The 26,540-nt window shown below is 67.1% G+C and carries 24 protein-coding genes; 9 read left to right on the top strand and 15 right to left on the bottom strand.

The window, feature by feature from the left end; genetic code table 11:
- Positions 1-1,506: a class I adenylate-forming enzyme family protein gene (locus K254_RS0118195; protein ID WP_026556564.1), complete on the top strand. Its 1,506-nt coding sequence runs from the start codon at positions 1-3 to the stop codon at positions 1,504-1,506.
- A 60-nt stretch (positions 1,507-1,566) separates the two neighbouring features.
- Complete coding sequence (locus K254_RS0118200) at positions 1,567-2,811, top strand: MFS transporter (RefSeq protein ID WP_081710234.1); 1,245 nt, start codon at positions 1,567-1,569, stop codon at positions 2,809-2,811.
- 96 nt (positions 2,812-2,907) lie between these two features.
- Here K254_RS0118200 and K254_RS0118205 read toward each other — a convergent pair whose 3' ends face one another.
- Complete coding sequence (locus K254_RS0118205) at positions 2,908-3,759, bottom strand: alpha/beta fold hydrolase (RefSeq protein ID WP_026556566.1); 852 nt, start codon at positions 3,757-3,759, stop codon at positions 2,908-2,910.
- Between the two features lie 176 nt (positions 3,760-3,935).
- Here K254_RS0118205 and K254_RS24050 point away from each other — a divergent pair, with 176 nt between their 5' ends.
- From K254_RS24050 to K254_RS0118220, 3 genes are read left to right on the top strand one after another with little or no spacing between them, the layout of a single operon-like run.
- Positions 3,936-4,928, top strand: a complete 993-nt coding sequence (locus K254_RS24050) for an enoyl-CoA hydratase/isomerase family protein (protein ID WP_081710235.1) — start codon at positions 3,936-3,938, stop codon at positions 4,926-4,928.
- Positions 4,925-6,172, top strand: a complete 1,248-nt coding sequence (locus K254_RS24055; protein WP_051389370.1) for a CoA transferase — start codon at positions 4,925-4,927, stop codon at positions 6,170-6,172. Before K254_RS24050 ends, K254_RS24055 begins: the two co-directional genes overlap by 4 nt.
- Entirely contained in the window at positions 6,169-7,551 is a 1,383-nt protein-coding gene (locus K254_RS0118220) for an amidohydrolase family protein (RefSeq protein ID WP_026556567.1), read from the top strand. The genes K254_RS24055 and K254_RS0118220 overlap by 4 nt, the downstream gene beginning before the upstream one ends.
- Here K254_RS0118220 and K254_RS25495 read toward each other — a convergent pair.
- The 9 genes from K254_RS25495 to K254_RS24070 all read right to left on the bottom strand — a co-directional run bounded on the left by K254_RS25495 (position 7,520) and on the right by K254_RS24070 (position 18,242).
- Complete coding sequence (locus tag K254_RS25495; protein WP_081710237.1) at positions 7,520-8,476, bottom strand: PaaX family transcriptional regulator; 957 nt, start codon at positions 8,474-8,476, stop codon at positions 7,520-7,522. The genes K254_RS0118220 and K254_RS25495 overlap by 32 nt on opposite strands.
- A 191-nt stretch (positions 8,477-8,667) precedes the next feature.
- Entirely contained in the window at positions 8,668-10,149 is a 1,482-nt protein-coding gene (locus K254_RS0118230) for an NAD-dependent succinate-semialdehyde dehydrogenase (RefSeq protein WP_026556568.1), read from the bottom strand.
- 41 nt (positions 10,150-10,190) lie between these two features.
- A complete protein-coding gene (locus K254_RS0118235; RefSeq protein ID WP_026556569.1) occupies positions 10,191-11,006 on the bottom strand; it encodes an aldolase/citrate lyase family protein in 816 nt (271 codons plus the stop codon).
- Positions 10,991-11,776, bottom strand: coding sequence for a 2-oxo-hept-4-ene-1,7-dioate hydratase (hpaH, locus tag K254_RS0118240; RefSeq protein ID WP_026556570.1), 786 nt, complete (start codon positions 11,774-11,776; stop codon positions 10,991-10,993). The genes K254_RS0118235 and hpaH overlap by 16 nt, the downstream gene beginning before the upstream one ends.
- Before the next feature lie 60 nt (positions 11,777-11,836).
- Entirely contained in the window at positions 11,837-12,910 is a 1,074-nt protein-coding gene (gene hpaD / locus K254_RS0118245; RefSeq protein ID WP_026556571.1) for a 3,4-dihydroxyphenylacetate 2,3-dioxygenase, read from the bottom strand.
- Positions 12,911-12,945: 35 nt separating this feature from the next.
- Positions 12,946-14,451: a 5-carboxymethyl-2-hydroxymuconate semialdehyde dehydrogenase gene (gene hpaE, locus K254_RS0118250; protein ID WP_155848621.1), complete on the bottom strand. Its 1,506-nt coding sequence runs from the start codon at positions 14,449-14,451 to the stop codon at positions 12,946-12,948.
- A gap of 47 nt (positions 14,452-14,498) precedes the next feature.
- On the bottom strand, positions 14,499-15,185 hold the full coding sequence (locus K254_RS0118255) for a GntR family transcriptional regulator (protein ID WP_026556573.1): 687 nt from the start codon (positions 15,183-15,185) through the stop codon (positions 14,499-14,501).
- Positions 15,182-16,738, bottom strand: coding sequence for a fumarylacetoacetate hydrolase family protein (locus K254_RS24065; protein WP_051389372.1), 1,557 nt, complete (start codon positions 16,736-16,738; stop codon positions 15,182-15,184). Before K254_RS24065 ends, K254_RS0118255 begins: the two co-directional genes overlap by 4 nt.
- A gap of 64 nt (positions 16,739-16,802) precedes the next feature.
- Positions 16,803-18,242, bottom strand: coding sequence for a glycosyltransferase 87 family protein (locus K254_RS24070; protein WP_196811009.1), 1,440 nt, complete (start codon positions 18,240-18,242; stop codon positions 16,803-16,805).
- 112 nt (positions 18,243-18,354) lie between these two features.
- Here K254_RS24070 and K254_RS0118270 point away from each other — a divergent pair, with 112 nt between their 5' ends.
- The gene (locus tag K254_RS0118270) at positions 18,355-19,590 is read left to right on the top strand and encodes a molybdopterin-dependent oxidoreductase (protein WP_231391902.1); all 1,236 of its coding nucleotides are present in this window, start codon (positions 18,355-18,357) and stop codon (positions 19,588-19,590) included.
- A complete protein-coding gene (locus tag K254_RS25000) occupies positions 19,590-20,111 on the top strand; it encodes a hypothetical protein (RefSeq protein WP_155848622.1) in 522 nt (173 codons plus the stop codon). Before K254_RS0118270 ends, K254_RS25000 begins: the two co-directional genes overlap by 1 nt.
- Here the strand turns inward: K254_RS25000 and K254_RS0118280 are convergent.
- Genes K254_RS0118280 through K254_RS24080 form a run of 3 tightly spaced genes read right to left on the bottom strand, consistent with a single transcriptional unit; the run spans position 20,072 to position 22,283 of the window.
- Complete coding sequence (locus K254_RS0118280) at positions 20,072-20,785, bottom strand: class I SAM-dependent methyltransferase (protein ID WP_051389375.1); 714 nt, start codon at positions 20,783-20,785, stop codon at positions 20,072-20,074. The two genes, K254_RS25000 and K254_RS0118280, sit on opposite strands and share 40 nt — an antisense overlap.
- Positions 20,782-21,471 carry a TIGR04282 family arsenosugar biosynthesis glycosyltransferase gene (locus K254_RS0118285; RefSeq protein WP_026556576.1) on the bottom strand — a complete coding sequence of 230 codons (690 nt, stop codon included), beginning with the start codon at positions 21,469-21,471 and terminating at the stop codon, positions 20,782-20,784. Before K254_RS0118285 ends, K254_RS0118280 begins: the two co-directional genes overlap by 4 nt.
- Positions 21,468-22,283, bottom strand: a complete 816-nt coding sequence (locus tag K254_RS24080; RefSeq protein ID WP_442853062.1) for a glycosyltransferase family 2 protein — start codon at positions 22,281-22,283, stop codon at positions 21,468-21,470. Before K254_RS24080 ends, K254_RS0118285 begins: the two co-directional genes overlap by 4 nt.
- A 122-nt stretch (positions 22,284-22,405) precedes the next feature.
- Here K254_RS24080 and K254_RS24085 point away from each other — a divergent pair, with 122 nt between their 5' ends.
- Entirely contained in the window at positions 22,406-23,146 is a 741-nt protein-coding gene (locus tag K254_RS24085) for a response regulator transcription factor (protein WP_035750343.1), read from the top strand.
- The gene (locus K254_RS24090; RefSeq protein ID WP_035750345.1) at positions 23,139-24,278 is read left to right on the top strand and encodes a sensor histidine kinase; all 1,140 of its coding nucleotides are present in this window, start codon (positions 23,139-23,141) and stop codon (positions 24,276-24,278) included. The genes K254_RS24085 and K254_RS24090 overlap by 8 nt, the downstream gene beginning before the upstream one ends.
- Positions 24,279-24,283: 5 nt before the next feature.
- Here K254_RS24090 and K254_RS0118305 read toward each other — a convergent pair whose 3' ends face one another.
- Positions 24,284-25,348 carry an NAD-dependent epimerase/dehydratase family protein gene (locus K254_RS0118305; protein ID WP_026556577.1) on the bottom strand — a complete coding sequence of 355 codons (1,065 nt, stop codon included), beginning with the start codon at positions 25,346-25,348 and terminating at the stop codon, positions 24,284-24,286.
- A complete protein-coding gene (locus K254_RS24095; protein ID WP_051389377.1) occupies positions 25,345-26,298 on the bottom strand; it encodes an MTAP family purine nucleoside phosphorylase in 954 nt (317 codons plus the stop codon). Before K254_RS24095 ends, K254_RS0118305 begins: the two co-directional genes overlap by 4 nt.
- Between the last annotated feature and the right edge of the window lie 242 nt (positions 26,299-26,540).

The raw sequence follows: 26,540 nt of genomic DNA on the forward strand, positions 1-26,540 counted from the left end.
ATGAACATTTCCGTCCTTCTCTCCATCGTTGCCGAAACCGTGCCCGACCGGGTGGCCGTGCGGGATGTCAACACCCAGCTGAGGTACGGCCAGCTGAACCGTGCCTCGTCGGCCCTGGGGGCGCAGCTTAAGGCCTCGGGCTTCGAGAACGTGTCCATGATCGATACCAACTCGGCAGCCTTCCCGCTGCTGTTCTTCGCGGCAGCCAAGGCGGGCATTCCGTTCGTCCCCTTGAACTACCGTCTCGCCGACGAGCAGTTGCGCCGCCAGGTGGAACGCCTTGACAACACGCTGGTGGTGACGGATCCGGTCGGCGCGGCGCGTCTGGCGGGGCTCACCAATGCGACGATCCGCCTGCGCAGCGAGCTCCTGAAGTCCGCGCTGGAGCCCGCCACCGACGTCGTCGTCGACAGTGATGATGACCAGAGCGGCACGGCCGCAGCCTGGCTCTTCACGAGCGGCACCACAGGGGAGCCTAAAATCGTGGTTCTCAAACACGATAGCCTGGCTTCGTACGTGCTCGGCACCGTGGATGCCGTCTCGGCCAGCGAAGCTGAAGCCGTTCTCGTCAGCGTCCCGCCGTACCATATCGCCGGCATGGCATCTGTGCTTACCTCGATGTTCGCTGGCCGCAAGATGGTCTACCTCGAGTCCTTCGACGCGGATACCTGGGTTGATGCCGCGGCCTGTGATGGCGTCACCCAGGCGATGGTGGTTCCAACGATGCTCCAGCGCATTCTCTCCGTTCTTGCGCAGCGGGGCGAGGCCCTTCCCCAGCTGCGCAACCTCTCCTACGGAGGAGGACGCATGCCGATCGAGCTGATCGAGGCTGCGATGGCGCAAATACCGCACGTCGGATTCACCAATGCCTATGGGCTCACCGAGACCAGCTCCACCATCACCTTGCTTGGTCCGGACGACCACCGTGCCGCGCTGGCGAGCAGCGATCCCGCTGTGCGGGCCAGGCTCGGCTCGGTGGGCCGTCCGATTCCGGGCCTCGAACTTGAGGTCCGCGACGCCGAAGGAGCTCCAGCGGGTACCCGCGTCCAAGGCGAGATTTGGGTGCGCGGCCCCCAGATCTCCGGCGAATACAAGGGTAAGGGCTCGCAGCTGCAGGACGGATGGTTCTGCACCCGCGACGAAGGCTGGCTCGACGAGGAGGGCTACCTGTTCCTGCTGGGACGGGTCGACGACGTGATCGTTAGGGGAGGGGAGAACATCTCGCCCGGAGAGATCGAGGATGTGCTCCGCACCGACCCCGGTGTTGCCGACGTCGCCGTCGTCGCCGACCCGGACGATACCTGGGGGGAGGTTCCCGTAGCGGTGATCGTCACGGCGGAGGGGGCCACGCCCGATCACGAGGCGCTCAAGACCCTGGTACGCAGCAAGCTCCGCTCTTCGCGGGTGCCCGCACGCATTATCGAAGTGGACCAGCTGCCTTACAGCGAGATCGGCAAACTGCTGAGGATCTCCGTACGGGAATTGCTGCGGGAGCCTACGTCCTGAGAATCACACAAGCACAGGATGCACAGGGGCGCACTGCTTTTTGGGCAGGTGTGAGCGCCAATGAAGGCACCCTGGGGCGTTGTCCGGTTCCTCGGCAATGAGGGACCGGACATGATTCCAGAAAATGCGGCCGGGCCCGCACGGATTTGGACGCGGCAATTCGTCTTGGCGAGCGCCGTGTCCTTTTTCGCGGGCCTGGTTTTTTACCTATCGCTGACGATGATGTCCGTCTATGCCGTCGAACGGTTTCGGGCGAGCGACGCAACGGCGGGGTTCGCAGCCAGCTCCTTCATCCTCAGCGCGGTGGGTGCCAGGTTCGGCAGTGGGCCCCTGATCAGCGCCTTCGGGCGGCGTCGCATTGTGCTCACCGGCGTGGTCATCTACGTCGTGGTGTCGGCGCTGTATCTCGCCGCGGACGATATTGCCCTGCTGATCTCGCTGCGCTTCGTCCATGGGTTCGCCTTTGGCGCGGTGACGACCACCATTACGTCCGGTGTGATGACAATTTTGCCCGTGAACCGGCGGGGAGAGGGGGTCGGGTACTACGGGATATCGTCGACATTGGGCACCGCTGTCGGTCCAATGCTCGCCGTCCTCCTTGTCGGCGCCTGGGGTTTCGACGCGCTCTTCATAGGTTGCGTGGCCTCGTCCAGCGCAGCATTCTTCGCTGCGCTCTTCCTGCGCCTTCCGGAAGGAAGAGCTGTGCGCGGCAAGCGACCCGGGCCGCGTCGGGCGAAGCTGACTGACGTCTTCGACGTGGCGGTGCTGCCCGTCGCTGCCGTCGTCGGCTTGGCGGGAATCGCCTACGCAGGGGTTCTCGCCTATCTCGCCCCCTACGCGCAGCAATTAGGGGCTGGTTGGAGCGTCGGCGTGTTCTACGTCGTGTACTCCATCGTCGTCCTTGCCGGGCGCTTGACGCTGGGTCGGGTGCAGGATGCCCGTGGCGACAACGCGATCATGTACCCGGTGCTCGCGGTGTTTGCGCTCGGCTTGGTCTTGCTTGGCTGCGCCAGATCCGGGCCGATGGTCGTGCTGAGCGCTATTTTTGTCGGCTTTGGTTTCGGCATGCTCATGCCGACCATGCAGGTCATCGCCGTCAACCTCGTACCGTCGGCCCGCATCAACACCGCGGTGGCCACCGTCTACATCCTCCTCGACGCGGGCACGGGACTGGCGCCGCTTCTGCTCGGGTTCTTGATTCTGGTGGCCGGGTACTCGGGCATGTACCTGATCTTGGCAGGTGTGCTGCTGCTCGCGCTGTTGCTCTATGCCCTCGTGCATGGACGTCACCGCGGTCGATGCTGATGCATTTCCAGGGAACCAGCATGTGGTTTCCCGGCAAGAGCCTGCGCGGGAGGGCCGGGGTCCGGCAGGCGCTGGATGCGCCGCCTGGGCACGCAGCTACACGGCAGTAAGGGCCAAAAGCCGGTCTGCGACCCAGGCCGCAGCGTCCGTGTGCACATTGTGGCCGCTCTTGGGGGCGATTTCGACAGTGGCGTGGGGGGCGTACCGCAGGAATTCGCGGGTCATTTCATCAGTGACGAGCCTTGAGCGCTCGCCCCGGATCAGTGTGATGGGTAGGTCAAGTGAAGCCAAAGCGCTCCATACCTCAGGCTTTTCAGCGCCCCGCAGGCGGGCGGAGCCGCGGAATTTTGGATCCCACCGCCATTCCATCAGACCGTCGCTGCGCTCCCGCACGTTCATGGAGACTCCACGGATCAGGGACTTCCGGTCCCGGTGCGGGACCCTCACATGTACGGCGTCCACCAGTTCGTCGAAGGTTCCAACCTGGCGCACCTCAGGGTCCCCCGCCGACCCGCCAAGTCCGTGGGGCGTCGCATCCAGCAGCACCAGCCGATCCACCGGCACCCCGTGGCGGGCAGCGAGGACAACGGACACCATCGCACCCAGCGAGTGTCCCACCAGCGTGAAGTCCTGCTGTACGTCAAGGCGGACTGCTTGTGCAATGAGCCCAGCCATGTTGGAAATGGTGTAGCCATCCGGTGCAAGACGCGGGGAACGCCCGTGGCCCGGAAGATCATATGCGACTGCAGGTTTGCCGAGCCGAAGCAGGACGCCGTTCCAGGTGTGGGCGTTCAAGGAAGCGCCATGCAGAAAAACGAAGCGGGGGTCGGTTCCCCAGTGAAGGGCGCTGAGACTGTCCGCGTTCCCGGGCTGGGGCCGCCTTTCAACCGCGGGCATGGCGAGCCCCAGTGCATGCGCGTGATCGGTGACATGGGAGATTTCATTCATGAACCAACCGCCTGAGTTCTCGTGCCATGTCCGCCATTGATGGAAGACAATTATCTATTCGAGAGTATCAATGTTCGTCAAGTACATACGGTGTATTGCCCGTTTGGCCCTCAATGGTCGAGTGCCACCAAGAATAAACCTAGACACTTTGCCAAACGAACCATATTATTTATGTCATGGATGTGTCTGAGGTTCCCGTGCTCGATCTTCGAACTCTGTTGTGCCACGACGCCGTGGGAGAGCTGCGGAACATCGGACCCATTGTTGAAATCCGCTCTGGCCCGGACGCAGAGACGACGGAACCTGTGGCAGTCAGGGAACTCGAGGCGCTGAGGCACTTGCCGCTGATCACCATGATGGTTGAACCGGATCCCTCGCTCCCAAAATCGTCTCTCCACGAATCCATGGACCTTCTGGTGCCGGCGGAATTGCGCGGACAGGTCATTGCACGGGTGATGGAGAATCCCCAGGCAGCCATGGTCCTGGCCCGGCTGCTTCGGGCAACTGAGTTCCTGCCCGTACTGAACGCCATAGAGTTGGAGTCCTTTGCGTATGCAACTCTTCAGTCAGGATCCGAGTTTTCCCGGTGGCTGTCCACGCGGGCTGTGCGCCAGCAGGCGCCGCCAAGCAGGGCGCCGCTTGCCGTCACGGACGCTGGCGCAAACGTTACGTTGACACTGAACCGGCCGGAGTCTGCCAATGCCCTCAATGCCGTGCTGCGGGCCGAGTTGGTCTCGTCACTGTCAGCATTGGCTCTGACAGACTCTGCGATCGAACTCGCAGGCAGGGGGCCGCACTTTTGCGCCGGCGGCGATCTTCGGGAGTTTGGCTTGGCGGAGAATCCCGCCATGGCGCATATGACCCGCATGCGGCAGAACCTGCCGGCAGCCATGGCGCGTGTGTCCACCAGGCTTACTGCCCGGGTGCATGGATCCTGCGTAGGAGCGGGGATGGAGATGGCTTCGTTTGCCGGGCGGGTCGTGGCGGCACCCGGTACGACGTGGCGCTTGCCGGAAGTGTCCATGGGTTTGCTGCCAGGCTGCGGCGGCACTGTGAGCATTCCGCGGCGGATAGGCCGCCAGCGCACTCTGCTGCTCGCGCTCGCTGACCTGAAAATTGGGGTCCACACCGCGCTCAGCTGGGGGTTGATCGATGCGGTGGATGGATGAACCCCAGACCGAGCGTTCCGGCAGCCAGCCCAGCCGACCTCCTGCACCGCGTCGGCTGGGACGAATTGGCCGATGGCTGCCTTGAATCGCTGGAGAACCGTGACCAACTGCACCTGACAGCAGCGGACCGCTGGGCCCGGAGCGGCGCCCAGCGGCTCACGGCATTTCAGGGGCGCCCGCCCGGTGACGTCGCAGGACGGATGTCAGCAGCCGCGTTGGCGTTGGAGACGATTACCAAACACCACGCGCGCACCATAGCACTGGATGGAGCAGGGTTGCTCGGCGAACGTGCAGCTCTATCCGACGGCAGGTACCAACCCCATCCGGGGCGTACACTCCGCGGCGCGGGCTTGATGCTGAGAACCATCGACGGCTGGATCGCGGCGAACCTTCCCCGCGACTGCGACCGGATGATGATTCCAGCGCTGACCGACGGGGACGTGGCGGAAGGGGACATCACGGGTCTTTCGCACTGGACGAAGACCCGGCGGATCGAGCCTGTTTTGGAGCGCGCCCGGCTCCTTGGCGTGGCCCTGGCCGAAGTCTCCAGACCAAGCCGGGCCCCGAACCTTCCCGTGGCGCCGTGGAGCACATCGAATTTGTTGCGACGTGCGCCACGACCTTTCGCCGAGACCACGGTCCTTGACCTGTCGGGCCTGTGGGCGGGCCCGCTGGCAGCGTCCCTCCTCGGCGAAGCGGGTGCCAGCGTGGTGAGGCTCGACAGCGAATCCCGCCCGGCGCCGAACCCTCCACCGGATGAAGAATTCGACCGGCTGCTGAACGGGCGGAAGGAAAATCTCCGGATCGACTTCGACGATCGGGAACTGCTGCATGCAACTGTGGCCCAGGCCGACGTCGTCATCATGTCTTCGCGCCGGAGGGCGATCGAAAATCTGGGGCTCCGTCCCAGGGCCGGCCAACTGTGGCTGTCCATTACCGCGCACGGCAACCAGGGAACTGCTGCCGAACGCATCGGCTTCGGCGACGACGCCGCCGCGTCGGCCGGCGCAGTCTTCTGGCACGAGGGGAAGCCGAATTATTGCGGGGACGCCTTGGCAGATCCGATTACCGGACTGCTGGCTTCCGTCGCGTGCGCAGGGCTCCTGGCGCGAGGGGTCAGCGGCCAAATCGAGATCTCCCTGGCGGGCGCTTCCCGATGGGCAATCGCCGATGTGGCCGATTCACCGGCCGCCGGAACCGAGCCGGCGTCGCCGCCCCGCGCCCGCAACAGGGCGTGGCCGTGACGTCCATAGCCATTGTGAATGCCAGCGTCGGGCTCCATGACGACCAAACCGTGCTCATAGACCGCGGTGTCGTAGTGGGCATCTTCGATGGCCACATTCTTCCGAAGGCAACCACAACGATCGACGCGCTAGGGGGAGCGGTCCTTCCCGGACTATGGGACCATCACGTCCACCTCCACGCTTCGGCTGCGAGGAAGCGTTCCGTAGACGTCAGTGGTGTTCGCGACATCCGGGATTTCGCTGAGGTCCTGTTAAAGGCAGCGGGCGAGGTACGCCCCGGCGAATGGGTGCGCGTTGTTGGCTACAACGATGGAAAGTTGGGGGAGCTAGAATCCCGGCGCCTCCACGAACTGGTCCCGACTGAGATTCCGATGCGTGTCCAACATCGGGGAGGCCACCAGTGGGTGCTCAACCCCGCCGGGGCAAGGGTGCTGGCCGAAGCTGCGGGACGCGAGGTCCCGGCGGACGGCGTCTTGTGGGAGGACGACACATTGCTGCACCTGTTGGCAGGATCCCGTCCTTCGGCCGCGGAGTTGAAGGCGGAGGTGCGACACTTGGTCCAACAGGGATGCGTAGGCGCAACGGACATGACCGCCACTACCGGCTCCGAGGCAGCAGAGGCCCTTCTGTGCGCAGCGCAAGACGTTCTCAATTTGCAGTTGTTTGGTTCCCCGGATCCTGAGGGCTGGCGCAGCAAGGCTCCAGCGTGGCTGAACGGGGCCAAGATTGTCATCTCTGACCACAAGTTGCCTCCACCCGAAGGCCTGCAGAACCAGATCCTGGCCAGTCGTCCTCTACCCGTTGCCGTGCATGCCGTGACTGCCTCTGCCCTCGCCCTCGCGGCGTGGGCATTTAGCGGAGAAGTGCGCGTCGGGGACAGAATCGAGCACGCATTCTTGGCGTCAAGCGGACTGATCGGAGAATTGGCGCAGCGTGGACTTTTCATCGGCGCCCATCCAGGTTTCATTTGGTCACAAGGGGACCGCCTCCTGCAGCAACTTGAAGAAGACGAAATTCCCGACTACCAGAAATTACGGACCTGGCATCGGGCTGGGACGCGTCTGCTGGGCGGCACTGACATGCCATTCGCCACGGAGAACCTGTGGCGTGCGATGCAAAGCGCCGTCGATCGGCGCACTTCCGGCGGCCGGCTCATCAACGCCCAAGAGGCCCTGTCCCCGGAGGAGGCTTTCGCCATGTTCACAAAGGACGGGCTCCATGGCCGCGCCAAGGCCCCGGTGCTCGGCCTTGGCGATGTCGCGGACCTCTGCGTGATCGACAGGCCATGGCGTCAGGCGAGAAAGGACCTCGCTACGGTCCGGGCGAAGGCTACGATCCACTCCGGCGTCATACGCTGGCGGTCCAGCGGTTGGGACTAATCTGTCCGAGTTCGCTGAAGGGAGTGGCCGTGATCTTTCCCATTCGCTCCGCGAGTTCAGGGTCATAGCGGTGCAGCACCTGCCTGACCCTGATCGAGGCAACCGCTGCCATCTCATCGAAGGCCCGAACAAACGCCTTCCTTGCCTCAATCCGGGGCCAGCCATCAGGCATCATATCCATCGGCAGTTCGGGATCAAGACGCACTACCCTGCGGAAGCTGACCAACAGTTCCGTCCGTTGCCGAAGCGCCGAAACAGGATTCAGGTCCCCACGCATAGCAAGTTCGTAGAGGAGGTCCGACCGGTCCTTGAGTTCGGCGTATCGGTGGCCCACCGGCTCCAAATTCCAAGCGTCCAAAGGTTTTCGGCCCGCAATGACCATGCCGGTGTCGGGCATGGTGAAGACCGCAGCATTGTCGACGCCGAGGGCTCGTATCTCCCCCAAAATTCCATCTGCGCGGCGACCAGGTGCTATCCACATCGCATCGTAAAACGGGGCGAAACCCTCAAACCGCAGCCGTGTCCGAAAAGTAGTGCGAATTTCGCGGTGCTCTTCGGGTATGGAAAACGCCACGATGGTCCAATGGCCATCCCAAGTATCAGAAGCGCCGAAGGACAACACTCGGCGGGTACCGGACTCAACGCGAGCAACTGTCTGGTCGCTAATACGGTATGAGGTATTGCGTCCGGACTTGCTCAGTTCCAGGAGTCCGTCTTTTGTCATACGGCTTAGGGTTGCCCTAGCATTTGCGGAGCCGATGCCGAAACCATCCATCAATTCCACCAGCGCCCCAGAAGGCAAGTAGGAATCTTGGTTCCGCCACACAAATCCAAACATCGTGACCATAAGATCACGCGCAGTATGGGCAGAATCTGCGTCATCCAACTTGGAGGGCGCGTTCTGGACGGAACCCGGAATCACCATGCTCTACACATTACCTCCCTACGACTGTCGAGTCTGTCACGAAACGTTGGACGCCTCATGGGCCCGCATACGGAAACGTCGCTCTGCACTGGGCGCTGCTGTTGCCAAGAACTGCGACGGCACTGCCCCCGCAGTTGATGGCTGGACAGGCCTCGGGATAAGAACGCTGCCAACGGCATTCAATGGAGAGCCTAGACCTCGTACGGGTCGGCGATGCCGATGTACTGGGTGGTGGTGTACTCCGCGATGCCCTCGGCGCCGCCCTCGCGGCCCAGGCCGGAGTGCTTGACGCCGCCAAAGGGCGCCGCGGCGTTGGAGATGACGCCGGCGTTGAAGCCCACCATGCCAAACTCCAGCTTCTCGCTCATGCGCAGGAGCCTGGAGAAGTCGCGGCTGTACAGGTAGGAAGCCAGGCCGTATTCGGTGGCATTGGCGATGCGGGCGGCGTCGTCCTCGTCGGTGAAGGTGGTGACAGGGGCGACGGGCCCGAAGATCTCCTGGCCAAGGATGTCGGCGTCGTTGGGCACATTGGCCAGCACCGTGGGCTGGTAGAACCAGCCCGGACCCTCCACCGGTGCGCCGCCGGCCAGCACCGTGGCGCCGGCGTCGACGGCGGCGGTGACCAGCGTGTGGATGCCGGCCCGGGCCTTCTCGTCGATCATCGGACCCACCTGGGCGCCGGCCTCGGTGCCGCGGCCGGTGGCCAGGGCGCCCATCTTCACGGCAAATTTCGCGGTGAATTCGGCCGCGATGGACTCCTGCACCAGGAAGCGGTTGGCCGCGGTGCAGGCCTCGCCCATGTTGCGCATCTTGGCGGCCATGGCGCCGTCGACGGCCTTGTCCAGGTCCGCGTCGGCAAAGACGATGAACGGGGCGTTGCCGCCGAGCTCCATGGAGGTGCGCAGCACGTTGTCCGTGGCATCCTTCATCAGGCGCTTGCCCACCTCGGTGGAGCCGGTGAAGGAGACCTTGCGCAGCCGGGAATCGGCCAGGATCGGAGCGGAAATGGCGGCGGCGCTGGAGCCGGAGACCACGTTGAGCACGCCGGCGGGCAGCCCGGCCTCCATCATGGTCGCGGCGAAGAGCTGGGAGGTCAGCGGGGTCAGCTTGGCGGGCTTGAGCACCATGGTGCAGCCGGCGGCAATGGCCGGGCCCACCTTGCGCGTGGCCATCGCCAGCGGGAAGTTCCAAGGTGTGATCAGCAGGCACGGGCCCACCGGCTTGCGCTGGACCAGGATCTTGTTCTTGCCCTCGGGGCTGGTCAGGTACCGGCCGTAGTCGCGGACGGTCTCCTCCGAGTACCAGCGCAGGAACTCGGCGCCGTAGGCCACCTCGCCGCGGGCCTCGGCCAGCGGCTTGCCCATTTCCAGCGTCATCAGCAGGGCGAAGTCCTCGGCCCGGGCGGTCACCAGCTCGAAGGCCTTGCGTAGGATTTCGGCCCGCACCCGTGGGGCCGTGCGGGCCCAGCCGGCCTGTGCGGCGGCCGCGGAATCCAGGGCGGCCAGCGCGTCCTCGCTGCCGCCGTCGGCGATGGAGAGCAGCACCTCGCCCGTGGCGGGGTCGTGGACCTCCATGGTCCGGCCGCTAGCGGCATCGCGCCACTGCCCGTTGATCAGCAGTCCGGTGGGGACGGAGGCCAGCAACGCTGCTTCGCGCTCGGGGGAAATGGTCATGAATGTACTCCTTGTGATGTGGGGCTCCGAGCGGCCGGGGACTAATAGCTGGCGGGGGTGCCGGGGCGGGTGGATGGAACGGGAAGGTAGGTGGCGGCCAGGGCTTCGCTGCCGCGGGCCAGCAGTGCGACGTCGGCCCCCACCAGGATGAAATCGACGCCGGCATCGAGATAGCGGCGCGCGGTGGCCTCGGCGAAGGCATTGACGCCCACGGGTTTTCCGGCCGCCTTGACCGCACAGATGGTCCGCTCGACGGCGGCGACGACGTCGGGGTGGTCCTGCTGACCGAGCAGCCCCATCGAGGCGGCCAGGTCCGAGGGGCCGACGAAGACGGCGTCGATGCCCGCCGTGCCGGCGATGGCCGCGGCGTTCGCCACGGCCTCCACCGATTCGATCTGCACCATCACGGTGATGGTCTCCGAGGCCCGCGCCAGGTAGTCCGGGATGCGGTTCCACCGGGCGGAGCGGGCCAGGGCCGAGCCCACGCCGCGGACCCCGAGCGGCGGGTAGTGCGCCGCGGCCACGGCGGCAGCGGCGTCGGAGGCCGTGTGGACCATGGGGATGAGCAGCGACTGCACGCCCAGGTCCAGGTACTGCTTGATCAGCACGGCGTCGTTCACCGGCGGACGGACGACGGCGGTGGCCGGGTAGCCACGGACGGCCTGCAGCTGGGCCAGGATGGACTCGAGCCCGTTGGGGCTGTGTTCGGCGTCGATCAGCAGCCAGTCCAGGCCCGCGCCGGCGCAGATCTCGGCCACCAGCGGGCTCGCGGAGCAGACCCACATGCCGGCCAGCGGCCGGTCCGCCGCGGCCAGGGCGTCCTTGAACGAGGGGTCCGGATCTACTCGAAACGGCATGTGATGGTCCCCAGCTTTCCGTAGTCGGCAAACACCGTGTCCCCGGGATTGACCCACATGGGCCGGGTGAAGGAGCCTGCCAGGATGATCTCCCCGGCCTTGAGGATGTCCCCGTGCGGGGCGATCTTGTTGGCCAGCCAGTGGACGCCGGCGGCGGGGTGGTTCAGCACCCCGGCCGCTACTCCGGTTTCCTCCACCACCTGGTTCTTGTAGAGGATGGCGGCCACCCAGCGCAGGTCGATGTCATCGGGGCGGACGGGGTTGCCGCCCACCACCATGGCGCCCATCGCGGCGTTGTCCGCAATGGTGTCCACGATGGTGCGGCCCTCCATCTCGATCCGCGAATCCAGGATCTCCAGCGCGGGCGTGACGTATTCGGTGGCTCGCAGGACGTCGAAGAGCGTGGCGCCGGGTCCGGCGATGTCCTCCTTGAGCAGGAAGGCCAGCTCCACCTCGACCCGCGGATGAGTGTACCGATCCCACTGGAGCGTGGCGCCGTTCTCCAGAATCATGTCCTCGAAGATGAGCCCGTAGTCCGGCTCCGTGATGCCCGTGGCATACTGCATCGCCTTGGACGTCAGCCCGATCTTGCGCCCCGCCAGCCGCCGCCCCTCCGCCTCGCAGCGCTGCCGCCAGAGGTTCTGCACGCGGTAGGAATCCTCCACCGTCATCTCCGGATACCGCGCCGTGAGCCGCTTCACCGGCGTCCGGGTCTGACCCGCCTCCACCAGCTCGTCGGCAATGCTTTCAATGGTCTTCGGGTCCAGCATCGTTGTCCTCCTGTAAGTCCTTTGCCGTGAGCCGGTGCGGCGATGGCGGGTATGCGGGTCTTAGAGCTGGTTGCCCATCTTGAAGCCGCGCTCCTCGCCCGGCTCGCGGGTGTAGGAGAAGCCGTCGGCGCCCACGGTCACTGCCATCTCGGACGATTCGGTGCGCTTGATGACGGGCTGGGGGTTGCCGTCCAGGTCCAGGACCAGGGAGGCCTCGGTGTACCAGGACGGGACAACGGGGTTGCCCCACCAGTCACGGCGCTGGTTGTCGTGCACGTCCCAGGTGATGATGGGGTTGTCCGGGTCGCCGGTGTAGTAGTCCTGGGTGTAGATCTCCACGCGGTGGTTGTCCGGGTCCAGGATGTACAGGTAGAACGCGTTGGAGACGCCGTGGCGGCCGGGGCCGCGCTCGATCCGGTCGGAGATGCGCAGGGCGCCCATCTTGTCGCAGATCTGGATGATGTTGTGCTTCTCGTGCGTGGCAAAGGCGACGTGGTGCATGCGGGGTCCGTCGCCGCCGGTCAGGGCGGTGTCGTGCACGGTCTGCTTGCGGTGCATCCAGGCGGCGTAGGTGACGCCGTCGGAGTCCTTGATGTCCTCCGAGACGCGGAAGCCCAGGTCCTCCAGGTACTTCCGGCCCTTGGGCACGTCGGGGGTGACCTGGTTGAAGTGGTCCAGGCGGACCAGCTCGCCGGCGTTGTAGAGGTCGTAGCGCTGGGTCAGGCGCTCCACGTGCTCGGTCTCGTAGAAGAATTCGTAGGGGAAGCCCAGCGGGTCCTCCACGCGCACGGCATCGCCGATGCCCTTGACGAAGCCGTCCTTGCGGCGCTCGGTGCGGCAGCCCAGCTCCTTGTAGTAGGCCTCGGCGGCGTCCACCTCGGCCGGGGATTTCACGCGAAACGCGGCGACGGCGACGGCGGCCACGGGGCCCTTGCGCAGCACCAGGTTGTGGTGGATGAACTCCTCCAGGGAGCGCAGGTAGATGGTGTCCCCGTCCTCCTCGGTGACATGCAGGCCGAGGACATCCACGTAGAACTCGCGGGAATTGGACAGGTCGGTGACCACCAGCTCCATGTAGGCGCAGCGGACGATGTCCGGTGCCGGAACGGTGGGGGTGGGGATGAAGTTGGTCATGGTGGGGTTCTCCTTCAACGGTGAAGTGATGTCAGCTAGCGGGTGGCGGAGGCGCCGAATTTGGGGGTGTGCACGGTGCCCAGGGTGATGTGGACGGCCTGCTGGTCGGTGTAGAAATCGATGGAGCGGTAGCCGCCCTCGTGGCCCAGCCCGGAGGCCTTGACGCCGCCGAAGGGCGTGCGCAGGTCGCGGACGTTGTGGCTGTTCAGCCAGACCATGCCGGCCTCGACGTCCTGGGCGAAGTTGTGCGCGCGGGTCAGGTCCTGGGTCCAGATGTAGGCGGCCAGGCCGTACTTGACGCCGTTGGCCAGGGCCAGCGCCTCCTCATCGGAGTCGAAGGGGGTGATCGCGACGACGGGGCCGAAGATCTCCTCCTGGAAGATCCGCGCGTCGGGCTTCACATCGGCAAACACGGTGGGGGCGACGTAGTTGCCGGTCTCCAGCCCCTCCGGGCGCCCGCCGCCGGCCAGCAGCCGGCCCTCGGACTTGCCGATCTCCACGTAGGACATCACCTTGTCGTAGTGCTCCGGGTGGACCAGCGCACCCACCTCGGTGGCCGGGTCGTGGGGATCGCCGACAATGATGTTCTTCGCCCGGGCGGCGTACTTCTCGCAGAATTCGTCGTAGATGCCGCGCTCCACCAGGATCCGGGAGCCCGCGGTGCAGCGCTCGCCGTTGAGCGAGAAAACGCCGAACAGGGCCGAGTCGATGGCGGCGTCCAGATCGGCGTCGGCGAACACGACGCAGGGGCTCTTGCCGCCGAGCTCCATGGACAGGCCCTTGAGGTTGGCCGCGGCGTTGCGGAAGATGGTCTGCCCCGTGGTGGTCTCGCCGGTGAAGGAGATCAGCGGCACGTCGGGGTGCTTGACCAGGGCGTCGCCGGCCTCCTCACCCAGGCCGTTGACCAGGTTGAAGACGCCGTCGGGCAGGCCGGCCTCCTTGAAGATGGTGGCCCAGAGGGAGGCCGAGAGCGGGGTGAACTCGGCGGGCTTGAGCACCACGGTGTTGCCGGTAGCCAGCGCCGGGGCCAGCTTCCAGGATTCCAGCATGAACGGAGTGTTCCACGGCGTGATCAGGCCGGCGACGCCGATCGGCTTGCGGTTGACGTAGTTGATCTGCGCGCCGGGGACCTTCATGGCGTCGTCGAACTGGGCCACGATCAGGTCCGCGAAGAAGCGGAAGTTCTCCGCCGCGCGCAGCGCCTGGCCGCGGGCCTGGGTGATCGGCAGGCCGGAATCGAAGGTCTCCAGCTCGGCCAGCCGCGCCTCCTGGGCCTCGACGGCGTCGGCGATCCTGTTCAGCACGCGGGCCCGTTCGCGCGGCTTCATCCGCGGCCAGGGGCCCTTGGTGAAGGCCTCGCGGGCGGCGGCCACGGCGAGGTCGATGTCCTCTTTCTGGCCGGCGGCCGCGGTGGCATAGGTGGTGTTGGAGACCGGATCCAGCACGTCGAAGGTTTTGCCGCTGACGGAATCGACAAACTTGCCGTTGATGTAGTGCTGGATCCGGGTGGGGAGGTTTTCGGGAATGTAATGCTCAGCCATGGAAGAAGTCCTTTGCATCGAAAGCGGAAGGGAATCGTGGGAGGGGTCTAGTTGAGTCCGGCCAGGGAGGCCGGGGCGTCGTGGCGGCTGTGCGCCAGATAGGCCTCGAGGGTGGCGGCGCGGTGGGCACGGGCGGCGCGTTCTACGTCGTCGGCCGGGGCGTGGTTTTCCAGCAGGACCAGCAGCGCCTCGTGTTCGGCCACCGATTCCCTGGCCCGGCCGGGCACATAGGAGAAGGTGGAGGAGCGCAGGGCCTTGAGCCGGTTCCAGCCGCGGTGCACCAGGTCCAGGATGTGCGGGTTGGGGCAGCTTTCGAAGAGCACGCTGTGGAACGCCGCGTTGAGTTCGGTGAACCGGACGGGGTCGAAGTCCACCAGGCACTCGCGCATCCGGGTGTTGATGGCCCGGGCCCGCTCGATGTCTGCCGCGCCGATCAACGGGGCAGCCAGCGCCGTCGCGGCGCCCTCCACAATGCTCAACGTCTGCATGGTGTAGAGGTACTCGGTGGGGTCGATGCCTGCCACTGTGGCGCCCACATTGCGCTCGAAGGTGACAAAGCTTTCGGCCTCCAGCCGGCGGATGGCCTCGCGGACCGGCACCACGCTGAAGCCCAGGTCATCGGCCAGTTTGGCCAGCACCAGGCGGTAGCCGGGGGAGTAGTCCCCGTTGAGGATCTTGTCCTTGATGGCCGCGTAGGCCTGCTCGGACTTGCTGGCGGCGCCTTGGATGCTCATGGCCGGGCCTCTTCCGCAGGGTCGTTTGCGTAGTCGGGCAGCGGGTGGATGGTGGCCCACTCCCTGTACTTCTCGGCCCAGGCGGCGTTCATCGGGTAGAGCCCGTCCACGCTGTGCCCGGCGGCCACCATCTCGGCGATGTACGTTTCCTCATGCTCCTGGGCGATGGAATCGTTGGCCAGCTCGTCCGCCATGGCCGGCGGGATCACGAGGATGCCGTCGGCGTCGGCCACGATGATGTCCCCGGGTTGGACGGTGGTGCCGCCGCAGGCGATGGTCAGGTCCACGTCCCAGGGGATGTGGCGCCGGCCCAGCACGGCGGGGTGGGCGTTGGCGAAGTAGGTGGGCATCTCCAGGCCGGCGACGGCGGTGAGGTCGCGGACGCCGCCGTCGGTGATGATCGCCGCCGCACCCTTGACCTGGGCGCGCAGGGCGAGGATATCGCCCACGGTGCCGGTTCCCTTTTCGCCGCGGGCCTCCATCACCAGGATCTCGCCCTCGTTCAGCGAGTCGATGGCGCGCTTTTGGGCGTTGAAGCCGCCGCCGCGGGTCTTGAACAGGTCCTCGCGGTTGGGCACATAGCGCAGGGTGCGGGCCAGGCCCACCACGGAGCGGTCCGGGCGGGTGGACTGCAGGCCGTCGATGCTGACGTTGTCCAGGCCGCGCTTGCGCAGCTGGGCGCTGAGCGTGGCGGTGGCGACGCCGGCCAGCCTGGCCTTCAGGGCAGGGTCCAGGGTGCCGTCGGCCGTCAGCCACTGCGCCTGCGGCGCTGCCGGGGCCAAGACGCCGTTGTTCAGTGCACCTGCGGCGCGCGCAACCTCCTCGGAACCGTAGGCATCCACGACGTCGGCCTCGGTGGAGCGGGGGACGTTGCCGAACTCCGCCATCTCGATGGTGCCCTGCGTGACGGTGGTCCGCAGCCGTCCGGTGGCCAGGCCCGCGGCCGGGGAATCCACCTCGACCTCGACAACGTCGCCGGGGACGGCCACGGAGGATCCGGCCGGGGTGCCGGTGAGGATGACGTCGCCGGGTTCCAGGGTCATCAGCTGGGACAGGTCCGCAATGATCTGGGCGAACGGAAAGATCAGGCCACCGGTGGTGTCGTCCTGGACCAGCGAGCCATTGATCCAGGTCCGCACGCGCAGGGCATCCGGGGCCACCTGGGCGGCCGGGATCAGGGCCGGGCCCAGGGGGGTGAAGCCGTCGCCGCCCTTGGACCGGACGTTTGAGCCCTTGTCCGCGTACTTGAGGTCGTAGACGCCCAAGTCATTGCTGGCGGTCACGAAGCCCACATAGCTCCAGGCATCCTCCGGGCTGACCCGGCGGGCGGCGGTGCCGATCACCAGGGCCACCTCGCCCTCGAAGGCCAGCAGCTCGCAGCCGGCCGGCCGTTCCACGGTTCCACCGCTCAGGCTCAAGGAGGAGGAGGGCTTGAGGAAGTAGGAGGGCAGAGCGGGCGTGCGGCCGCGCTGGTCGGCCCGGCTCCAGTAGGCCACGTGGACGGCCAGGACCTTGCCGGCGGCGCCGATGGTGCCTTCATCAACCTGTTGCATGCGTCTCTCCTGAATCACGTACGAAATCGTATACGATCAGTATGTGAGCTGACGCACTGGGGTGTCAAGGGGTCCCCGGCCGGGCCCAACCCGGGGTGCTCCGCCGTCGGAAGATCGCGGCAAAAGCTATGAGCACGACGGCGGCGCCCAGACCCAGCCGCGCCACCAGCTGACCGTACGGCTCGGCGCCGGTGAAGTACATCATGGCCAGCACCGGGGCGATGGCGGTGAACTCATAGCGCCGGCCCAGCACCACGAACGGCAGGAGCAGCAGGGCATACCAGGGGTAGCTGGGTGAGACGATCAGCAGCGTCCCGCCAACCATCAGCACCTGCCCGTCCCAAGGCCGGGCGGCGTCGGTGGTCCGCCAAACGTACAGGGCCAGGCAGAGCAGCAGCACCACTGCCGCCGGTGCCGCCCAGCTGGTGGGGAGCACCAGTTTCAGCAGCGTGAACCGCGGGCTGTCAGCGCCGTCGTACCCCTCCGACTTGAGATACGTCGGCAGATAGCCCAGCACGGCCCAGCCACTGGCCAGGACGTACGGAACATACGACACGGCAAAGGTGGCCACGGCCGCAGCCACAAAGCGGACGGGCCGGCGGTGCAGCAGGGCCGGGGCGCTGATCACTGGGATCAGTTTGGTGGCCACCGCGGCACCGAACGCCATCCCGGACACGAGCACCCGGCCTTGGACCAGCAGCAGTGCCGCGGCCAGCGCCAGAGCCGCTCCCAGGGCGTCCACATGGGCGCCGTTGATGGCTTCAAGGGCCACCAGCGGAGACCATGCCCACCACACTGCCTGGTGTGCCGGCCGCCCGGTGCGGCGCAGGAACGCCAGCAGTGCCACAGTGACGGCCAGACTCAGCAGCAGCCCGGCCAACTGGAAGGCGATGAACCCCACGTCGGCACCGGAGAGCAGACGGACGGCCAGGAAGTAGAGCTCCGCCACGGCCGGGTAGACCGTGGGCACGGTGGGCCTGTTGATGGCCGTGCACAGGGTGCCGCCGCCGCGCATGTTGGTGGTGGCCTCGGTGCCGGTAGGGAAGGGATTGGTGTTGCAGGTGCCGTCCGCCCCCGCATCCTGGAACAGCCACGCCGGCCGCAGCTGCCGCAGCGCCTCGTCCGCCGGAACGTGGGCGTAGGGGGAAATGCCTGCCTTCTGCACGATGCCGTCCCATGCATAGCGGGCGGAGTCGTTGCTGGTTGCGGGAGGAGCCGAGATGGCCGCGGTTCCCAGCAGCAGCGAGCCCAGCAGTACGACGGCGGCCGCATGCCGGGCAGGAATCCTCCGCGCCGCCAGCGCCGCGGGGAGGAAGAGGGCCCAGGCGGCAAGTGTTCCGATGGGGGAGATCCACTCCGCCGACGGATCGTTGGAGACCATCCACCAGATGACACCCGCCAGCACTGCCACAAGGGCCAGCGCCGACACCGTGGCTGCGCCACCCCCGTGCTCCGGCCCGGGCAGCCTGCGTCGATGCGCGGGGTCTGGTGTTGAATCGCTCACCCCTTGATCCTGCACCAGAAGACCGGCCCTGGGGGCGGAAAATCCTGGATGGTTCACCTTTCGTAAGGTCTGGCCCGGGACTGCGCGCACGCCCAGGTGGTCTGATCTGGGTATGGACAGATTGACCATTCTTCTCCAACAGCAGATGGACTCGGTGAGTGAGCGTTTCGCCTCGCCACTGCGCAGCAAACGGTTGACGGTGGTGCTGGGCCGCTGGCTCGCCCTTGCCTTCACGGTGTGCTTCGCCACGGGGCTGTTCAGCCACCTTTTGCAGGATCCGCCCGGGTGGATGCTGTTCCTTACGCGCCCCGAATGGCTGTATGGAGCCACGCAGGGCATCCACGTCACCACCGGGATTGCGTCCATCCCGCTCCTGGCAGCCAAGCTGTGGTCCGTGTTCCCCGAACTGCTGCGCTGGCCGCCGTTGAAATCCGTGGTGCACGGCTTGGAGCGGGCCTCGATCGCACTCTTTGTGGCCGCCTCCCTGGTGGAGGTAGCCATCGGACTGCTCAACACCTTCCAGTGGTATCCGTGGACCTTTGGTTTCAAAGATGTCCACTATTGGCTGGCCTGGGTCGTCATTGGCTCGTTGGCGCTGCACATTGCCGTCAAACTGCCCCTGATCGCGGCGCATTGGAGCCGCAGGCAGGAAGCTGCCACCGCGGGCACCGCCAACGCGGGCACGGCCGCCCCGGGCGAAACGGCAGTGGACGGCGCAACGGTTTCGGCTGCCGTGCAGTCTCCACTGGGGCGTGGCTGGAGCCGCCGGGGCTTCCTGGCCGCGCTCGCCGCCGGCACTGGCGTCGTCGTGCTGACCATGGCCGGGCAGTCCTTCAACTGGCTGGCAGGCCTGAACCTCTTCGCCCCCCGCCGCATGGACACCGGTCCGCAGGGTGTGCCTGTCAATAGGACGGCAGCCCAGGCCGGTGTGGCGCAGGCCGCGATGGACCCGGACTGGGTGCTGACAGTGGCCTCGGGAGCGGTGCAGAAGACGTTCACGCTGGCGCAGCTGGCCGCATTGCCCCAGTTCAGCTATGGGCTGCCCATCGCCTGTGTGGAGGGGTGGAGCCAGGGCGCCCAGTGGCGCGGTGTCCGGATCCGGGACCTGATGGCCACGGTGGGTGCACCGGCGGACGCCGAACTGCAGATTTCCAGCCTGGAGAAGGGCGGCGTCTACGGCCGATCCTTCATGCCGGCCGCGTACAGCCAAGACGATCAAACACTGCTGGCGCTGGAACTCAACGGGGCGCCGTTGGACCTTGACCACGGCTTTCCGGCACGGATCATCGCGCCCGGCCGCCCGGGCGTGCTGCAGACCAAATGGGTGCACAAAGTGGAGGTCATCTGATGCGATTGCCAGTGATGCTCCCGCCGGCGACGGCGGAGCGTGGAACCATGTGGTGGGTGCGGGCGGCCCTGGGGGCCTCGGGCACGGCCGCCCTTGGCTATGCGGTGTTTGGGTTCCTGGTCCACGTGCCCCTCGTCCAATTGCTAGGCCTGGCGGCCTGGCTTGCCGCGGCGCTGGTGGTCCACGACGGCGTGCTGGTGCCGTTGACAACGCTGGCCGGTGGCGGATTGTCGCGGCTGACGTACGGCCTGCGCCCCCTCCAGCAATGGATTGTGCGTGCATCGCTCCTGATCGGGGCGCTGATGACCCTGGTGGCGGCACCACTGATCCGGGCCCAGCAGGTGCTCCAGCCGGACGGCCCGGAGAGCGGGCCCAACGACACCGTCCTGCAGGGAGGCTATGCGCAGGCCCTGGGCATTTTTTGGCTCGTTCTGGTGGTGGCGGCCGCTGTGGCCGTGGCCGCCGTGGCCGCCGTCGGGCTCTACGCCCGGCGTTCCAGCGTCAGAAAAACCCGGCCCTGAACCCTGCGCGTGGCGACGGCGGCAAGATCCGCCCGGGCTGCGTGGGCAGCCAGGGCCGCTGCACCTGCACGGGCCCAGGGAAAGGCGTCGCTGCGGTGTCCGGAGGAATCCTCCAGGACGGCCAGGTAGGCCACATCGAGGAAGTCGGGTGTTTCGGCCTCCGCAAGCAAACGTCCGCCCGGTGCCAGCAGTGACGCGACACGCTCCAGCAACACCCGGATGTTGCCACCGATGCCGATGTTGCCGTCCAGCAGAAGTGCGGAGCCCCAGCCGCCCTCGTGCGGGAGCGGATCAAAGATGGAGCCGTGGATGGCCGTGCCGCCACGGCCGACGGCCAGCCGCACGGCAGGTGCGCTCGTGTCGACGCCCAGCGAAGCCAATCCCAGGTCCCGGGCCGCGGCCAGCATCCGGCCTGGGCCGCAGCCCACATCAAGAACCGGCCCACGCAGGGTGCCCAGGAGCCCGCGCTCAACGGCGGTGGCCGGGGCGGAGAAGCCGAGCATGTTGAAATGGACGGGCCCGATGTCGTCAGGCCCGACGGCATCCGGCCGCAGCGTCAGGCGCCCCAGACCGTGGGACAGGCTGCCGGCGTATGGCTCGTGCCTGCCTTGGCCAAACAAGGCAACTGTGCCGTCTGCCCGGACTGTGCCGGATGGGGCCGTCTGGATGCTCACCGCCGGACCTCCCGCCGTGTGGACGCCGCATCAGACCGGGCCCAGGCAGGCATGCCGCCCGCGGCCAGGGCATCCACCGCGCGGGCAAACGGCGTCCCGGTGCACTCCCGGGCGGCGGCCAGCGCATCGGCAAAGTGGTCCACATCCGTCAGGATGGGCAGCAGCCCCACGGACAGGCCGGCGGCGGACAACCTGAGGAACTGGTCGCCTCCGGTCCGCGGGGTGGACATTTCCACGCCGCGGACCAGCCTGCCATCGGGGCTGTGCAGGGCCAGGGCCCAAAAGCCGCCGTCCGACGCCGGGCCGAGCCAGGCGCCGTGTCGCGGCCCGGGAGAGGACCAGTCCGCCAGCAGCGGAGCCAGCAGGCCCGGGGACAGCTGGGGCGTATCCATACCGAGGATCAGCAGCGGGCCGTCCACCAGCGGACAAATGGCTGCCAGCCGTTCATCCAGCCCGCCGGCACTCTGGGCAACCACCTCAAAGCCCGCGGCATCCCGGCTGTGCGGCACCCCGTCGAACACCAGCAAACGCCTGGCCGCCGGAAGGGACCGCACCGTCCCCAGCGTCTGGCTGAGGCTGGTTTGGGCCAGGTCTGCGGCCTGCGCCGGAGTGAGCGGCGGGGTGAGGCGGGTCTTGGCTCGGCCCGGAAGGCACTCCTTGGCGATGACGGCGATGGTGAGGTTCATTGTGCTGCCCCGCGTGCCTGGGATCCGGTTCCGGCCGCCGCCCCATCGGACCCTGCCTTCGGCGCCCAGCGGGAGGCGGCGTCCAACTGCGCCCGCATGTCCTTCACCGCGGTGAGGGTGCCGCGCAGCGTGCCCGTCACCTTGGACTTCCCCACGCGTGGTGCATAGGCCACAGGGATCTCTGCCACGCGCCAGCCGGCACGGTGGGCCTTGAGGAACATTTCCAGTGGATAGCCGCTGCGCCGGTCGGTGAGGTCCAGACCCAGCAGTGCGCTGCGCCGGGCCAGCCGGAGCGGGCCAAGGTCGGTGACGGGGATCCCCGTCAGGCGGCGCAGCCGCCAGCCCAGGACGGTGTTGGCCAGCCGTGCGTGGAGCGGCCAGGCGCCGCGCACGGGGCGCCTGGCACCGAGCACCAGATCGGCACTCCCGCTGCGGACCAGCTTCAGCATCGGGGCCAGCCCGGCCGGGTCCAGCGACCCATCGCAATCGCAGAAGGCCACATACTCCGCCGTGGCGGCCAGCAGCCCTGCATGGGCAGCCGCGCCAAAGCCGCGCCTCGGTTCAAGGACGACGACGGCGCCCAGGGCGGCCGCCAGCGGGCCGGAGCCGTCGGTGGATCCGTTGTCCACCACAATCGCGCGGTATCCCGGCGGCAGGGATGCCAGCACCTGGGGCAGCGCCGCACGCTCATTGAGGCAGGGCAGGACTACATCCACCAGCATGGCCGGCGCGCCAGCGGCGTCGCCGGGCGGTGGGCTGCGGCGCTTGGCCGTCCCGGATCCTGGATGCGAATTGCTCGGCTGTTTCTCCACCCTTCGACGGTAGAATCCCCGGGGGCGCAGCGGCAGGCGGAAATCCTTACGGAACCAGGACGCTTGCCCTGCGGGACCCCGCAACCGGCCCACGGCGGCGCGCGCGAACCTATGCTGGGAGCGTGAACAATGTCCATCCCGACGCTGACGCCGGGGAGATTGGCAACAGGCGCATCCTGCTTGTTGAAGACGAGGCAACCATCGCCCAGGTGGTGCATGACTATCTGGTGCTGGCAGGCTTCCAAGTGGACCTCGCTGGGGATGGTTTCAGTGCCCTGCATCTGGCCCAGACGCACAACCCCGACCTGATCATCCTGGACCGCATGCTGCCCGGGCTGGACGGCGTAGAGGTGTGCCGGAGGATCCGCCTGACGCAGACCATGCCCATCATCATGCTCACCGCACTGGGCACCGAGGACGACCGCATCCTTGGTCTGGAAATGGGAGCCGACGACTACGTCACCAAACCCTTTTCGCCCCGCGAACTGGTGCTGCGGGTGAAGTCGGTGCTGCGCCGCAGCATCAAGGAGTACACCCCGGAGCAGCCGGTGGAGCTGGCCGGTTTCTTCCTCAACCCGGCCTCGCGCATCGTTCGGTACCGCGGTGGGAACCTCACGCTGACGGCGCGGGAATTCGACCTGCTGGCGTTCTTTCTGCGCCGCCCCAACCAGGTCTTCAGCCGCGACGTCCTGATCAAGGCCGTCTGGGGCTGGGACTTTGGCGACCTTTCCACCGTGACGGTGCACGTGCGCAGGTTGCGCGAGAAGATCGAGGACAACCCCACCACACCCCTGCTGTTGAAAACGGTGTGGGGCGTGGGCTACAGATTCGACGACGGAACGGGGGTGGCCGGCCATGACTAGCGGCGATCTGGCCACCATTGCCGCCGTCGTGCTGGCCTGGGCGCTGGCCATCGGTGCAGTGACGGTGGTGCTGCAGCGCCTGCTCCGCTCGGCGTCGATCGTCGTGCAGATCCTGCTTGTTGTGCTGGCGACCATGGCCATTCTGGTCGCTGGGGTGGTGAGTGCCTTCAACGCCATGTTCATCACCGCGGAGGACCTCCAAGTGATGTGGTTCATCCTGGCGATTGCCTCGGTCCTGGCCGTGGTGGTCGCCGTGCTGCTGGGCCTCGGCCTGGCCAGAAACACGAAGCGGTTGGCAGGCGACGCGGCCAGGATCGGCCGCGGCGAGAGCCTGGCCCCGCAACGGAAAATGACCTCTGAGCTCTCCGCCCTCGCCGCGGAATTGGCCGCCACCAGCCGCAATCTGGAGGAATCCAGGCAGCGGGAGCTGGCGGTGGAGAATGCGAGGCGCGAACTGGTGGCCTGGGTGTCCCACGACCTGCGCACTCCGCTGGCCAGCATGCGCGCCATGGCCGAGGCGCTGGAGGACGGCGTTGCCGAGGACGTGTCCGCCTACCACCAACGCATCATCACCCAGGCAGACCAGATGGCCGTGCTGGTCAATGACCTGTTGGAGTTGTCCAAGATCCAGGCCGGCACCATGGTGTTGAAGAGTCAGCAGCTGGACCTTTACGACGTCGTCAGCGACGCGATTGCCGATCTTGCCCCCGTCGCCGCCAGCCGGGCCATAGCCATCAATGGTGGCGCCGTCGCCCCGACCATGGTGGCGGCCGATGGAGCCTCATTGTCGCGGGCCATCCGCAATGTTGTCCTCAACGGCATCTTGTACAGCGCACAGGGCAGCACTGTGTCCATTGCTGTGACGTCTACGGCCAGCGAGGCGGTGGTGGAGGTGAGCGATGGCTGCGGCGGCATCCCGGAAGAGGATCTGCCCCGTATGCTCACTGCGGGCTGGCAGAAGGACTCCGGCCGGACCAAATCTCGCTACAGCGGTGCCGGCATCGGCCTGAGCATGGTCCACGGCATCATCCAAGCCCACCACGGCACCCTGGAAGTTGCCAACATCGAGGGCGGCTGCCGGTTCCGTCTGCGGATTCCTGCCGGAGCGGAGAACCTGCGGCCGGTGGTCTGAGCCCCTTAGTCCACGGCTCCGCGCAGTGGCGCAGTGGCGAATTCACGCATGCCGTCGTCGAAGCTGTGCCGGGGCGCCCAGCCTAGTTCCGCCTGGATCCGGGCCGAGCTGGCCGTGATGTGGCGGACGTCGCCGAGGCGGAATTCACCGGTGACCACAGGCTCCGGGCCTCCGCTCTGGGCGCTCAGGACCGCCGCCATGTGTCCAATGGTGTGGACCTCGCCAGCGCCCACGTTGTAGGCGCGGAATCCTCCGGGGTGGAGGGAGCCGCCGGACAGGGCCTCGGCGCTGCGCAGATTGGCCTGGGCCACATCTGCCACATGGATGAAGCTGCGTCGTTGGCCGCCGTCCTCAAAGACCCGTGGCGCCTCACCACGGGCCAGGGCCGAACGGAACAGGCTGGCCACACCTGCGTAGGGGGTGTTCCGGGGCATCCCGGGCCCGTAGACGTTGTGGTAGCGCAGCGCAACAGCCATGCCGCCCGTGGAGCGTGCCCATGCCGATGCCAGATTCTCCTGGGCCAGCTTGGAGGCGGCGTAGACGTTCCGGGGATCCAGCGCCGCGTCTTCGGTGACCAGCGCGGGCAGCAGGATCCGGCCGGTGGCCGGGTCCCGTGGATCGAAAATTCCGTTCTGCAGATCCTCCACACGGCGCGGTCCGGGGCGCACCAGCCGGCCGGCCGGGTCAGTGTAGGCGCCCTCGCCATAGACCACCATGGAGGAGGCCAGCACCAGCCTGTCCGTACCGGCCGCGGCCATGCCCGCCAGCAGCACGGCCGTGCCGAGGTCGTTGTTGCGGATGTAGTCGGGCGCATCGGAGAAGTCCACGCCCAGCCCCACCTTGGCGCTCTGGTGTACGACGACGTCGATCCCGGCCAGCGCCGCGGCGACGGCTCCGGCGTCGCAGACATCGCCCACCAGCAGTCCGGCGGCCTGATTGGTCCGCGGCGGGCCGGGGTGGATCCCAGGGTCCAGCGAATCCAGGATCCGGACCTCCCAGCCGCGCGCCAGTGCGGCCTCGACGATGTGGCCGCCAATGAACCCGGCGCCGCCCGTGACCAGGATCCTCACGGTGCCGCACCCTCGCGGCGCGGCGCGGCACCCATCACGGCGGCCACGGCGGCGGCCGGCATCGGCCCGGCCCCCGCGGCTCCTGTGCCCACGGCCCCGGTGTCGACGCTGCCGCCGTCGCCGCTGGACGGACGCGAGGAGGCCAGCCACTGCGCCGCCAGGCCGACGGCGGTGGACAGCGCTGCCAGGATGCGCGGCTGCGCGGCCGCCAACCGGCCGAGCACCAGCTCCGCCGTCACGGGCTCGGATCCGTCGTGGCCGGTGTCGGCATCGGTGATGAACGCCAGTGCAGCGAACGCCATGTTCAGCTCCGCCGCCAGCACCGGCTCGGGGTATTGGGTCATGCTGACCAGATGGGCCCCAGCCTGGACCAGAGCGGCGGATTCGGCTCTGGTGGAGAACCGGGGACCCCTGATGACTGCCACGGTGGCCGCAGGCTGGAAGGACTCGCCGCGCTCGTGGAGTGCTGCTGCCAGCAGGGCACGGAGCGCAGGGCTGAACGGCTCGGCGGCGGGCAGATGCTGCACACCCGTGGGCAGCGATCCGTCGTAAAAGGTGTCCGCCCGGCCCCAGGTCTTGTCCAGCACCTGGTCCGGCACGGCAAAGGTGCCCGTGGCATGCCCTGGCACCAGGGAGCCGACGGCGGCTGACGAGAGGACTGCGGCGACCCCCAGGCTCTTGAGTGCCCAGAGGTTGGCACGGTAGTTGATCTGCTGCGGCGCCACGTCGTGGCCGCGGCCGTGCCGGCTGAGGAATGCAACGGCGGCACCGTCCGCCACCCCGCCGCCGTCCGCCGCGGCCAGCCGGGCAATCGTGATGGGACTGGAGGGCGGGCCGAATGGCGTGGCCACATCCAGCGTCTGCAGAACGGTGGCGCCCGGCAGCCGGTACAGGCCAGTGCCGCCAATGACGCCGATGCGCGGTTCCAGCAATGGTTCGGAGGAGGTCATGCACCCATCATGCCAACGGCAGCCCCGGCGCCGCGGGCGGAATCCTTACGAGTCCCGAACGCACCCCGGGATGGACGATTCGTCCTTTGTCTGCACACCCCTCCCCATCGAGTATGGAATCGTATACGATGCTCGTGAAATGGAAACCGGGAGGTGCCAACCCTTGGCGAGGGGGACCTTTCCATGCATCTATGGCGCGCACCGCAGCTGCTCGCCAGTATTGAATCAACGATCCATCGCTG

This window comes from Arthrobacter sp. 35W, assembly GCF_000482545.1.
GTDB lineage: Bacteria > Actinomycetota > Actinomycetes > Actinomycetales > Micrococcaceae > Specibacter.

Excerpts from the sequence above, each read along its gene's own strand:
- K254_RS0118195 (WP_026556564.1), top strand. The coding sequence starts at position 1 with ATGAACATTTCCGTCCTTCTCTCCATCGTTGCCGAAACCGTGCCCGAC.
- K254_RS24055 (WP_051389370.1), top strand. The coding sequence starts at position 4,925 with ATGAACCCCAGACCGAGCGTTCCGGCAGCCAGCCCAGCCGACCTCCTG.
- K254_RS24065 (WP_051389372.1), bottom strand. The coding sequence starts at position 16,738 with ATGCAACAGGTTGATGAAGGCACCATCGGCGCCGCCGGCAAGGTCCTG.
- hpaH (WP_026556570.1), bottom strand. The coding sequence starts at position 11,776 with ATGCTGGACCCGAAGACCATTGAAAGCATTGCCGACGAGCTGGTGGAG.
- hpaE (WP_155848621.1), bottom strand. The coding sequence starts at position 14,451 with ATGGCTGAGCATTACATTCCCGAAAACCTCCCCACCCGGATCCAGCAC.
- K254_RS24095 (WP_051389377.1), bottom strand. The coding sequence starts at position 26,298 with ATGACCTCCTCCGAACCATTGCTGGAACCGCGCATCGGCGTCATTGGC.
- K254_RS0118200 (WP_081710234.1), top strand. The coding sequence starts at position 1,567 with ATGAAGGCACCCTGGGGCGTTGTCCGGTTCCTCGGCAATGAGGGACCG.
- K254_RS25495 (WP_081710237.1), bottom strand. The coding sequence starts at position 8,476 with ATGGTGATTCCGGGTTCCGTCCAGAACGCGCCCTCCAAGTTGGATGAC.
- K254_RS0118255 (WP_026556573.1), bottom strand. The coding sequence starts at position 15,185 with ATGAGCATCCAAGGCGCCGCCAGCAAGTCCGAGCAGGCCTACGCGGCC.
- K254_RS0118230 (WP_026556568.1), bottom strand. The coding sequence starts at position 10,149 with ATGACCATTTCCCCCGAGCGCGAAGCAGCGTTGCTGGCCTCCGTCCCC.
- K254_RS0118270 (WP_231391902.1), top strand. The coding sequence starts at position 18,355 with ATGGACAGATTGACCATTCTTCTCCAACAGCAGATGGACTCGGTGAGT.
- hpaD (WP_026556571.1), bottom strand. The coding sequence starts at position 12,910 with ATGACCAACTTCATCCCCACCCCCACCGTTCCGGCACCGGACATCGTC.
- K254_RS0118205 (WP_026556566.1), bottom strand. The coding sequence starts at position 3,759 with ATGAATGAAATCTCCCATGTCACCGATCACGCGCATGCACTGGGGCTC.
- K254_RS24090 (WP_035750345.1), top strand. The coding sequence starts at position 23,139 with ATGACTAGCGGCGATCTGGCCACCATTGCCGCCGTCGTGCTGGCCTGG.
- K254_RS24050 (WP_081710235.1), top strand. The coding sequence starts at position 3,936 with ATGGATGTGTCTGAGGTTCCCGTGCTCGATCTTCGAACTCTGTTGTGC.
- K254_RS0118235 (WP_026556569.1), bottom strand. The coding sequence starts at position 11,006 with ATGCCGTTTCGAGTAGATCCGGACCCCTCGTTCAAGGACGCCCTGGCC.
- K254_RS0118285 (WP_026556576.1), bottom strand. The coding sequence starts at position 21,471 with ATGAACCTCACCATCGCCGTCATCGCCAAGGAGTGCCTTCCGGGCCGA.
- K254_RS25000 (WP_155848622.1), top strand. The coding sequence starts at position 19,590 with ATGCGATTGCCAGTGATGCTCCCGCCGGCGACGGCGGAGCGTGGAACC.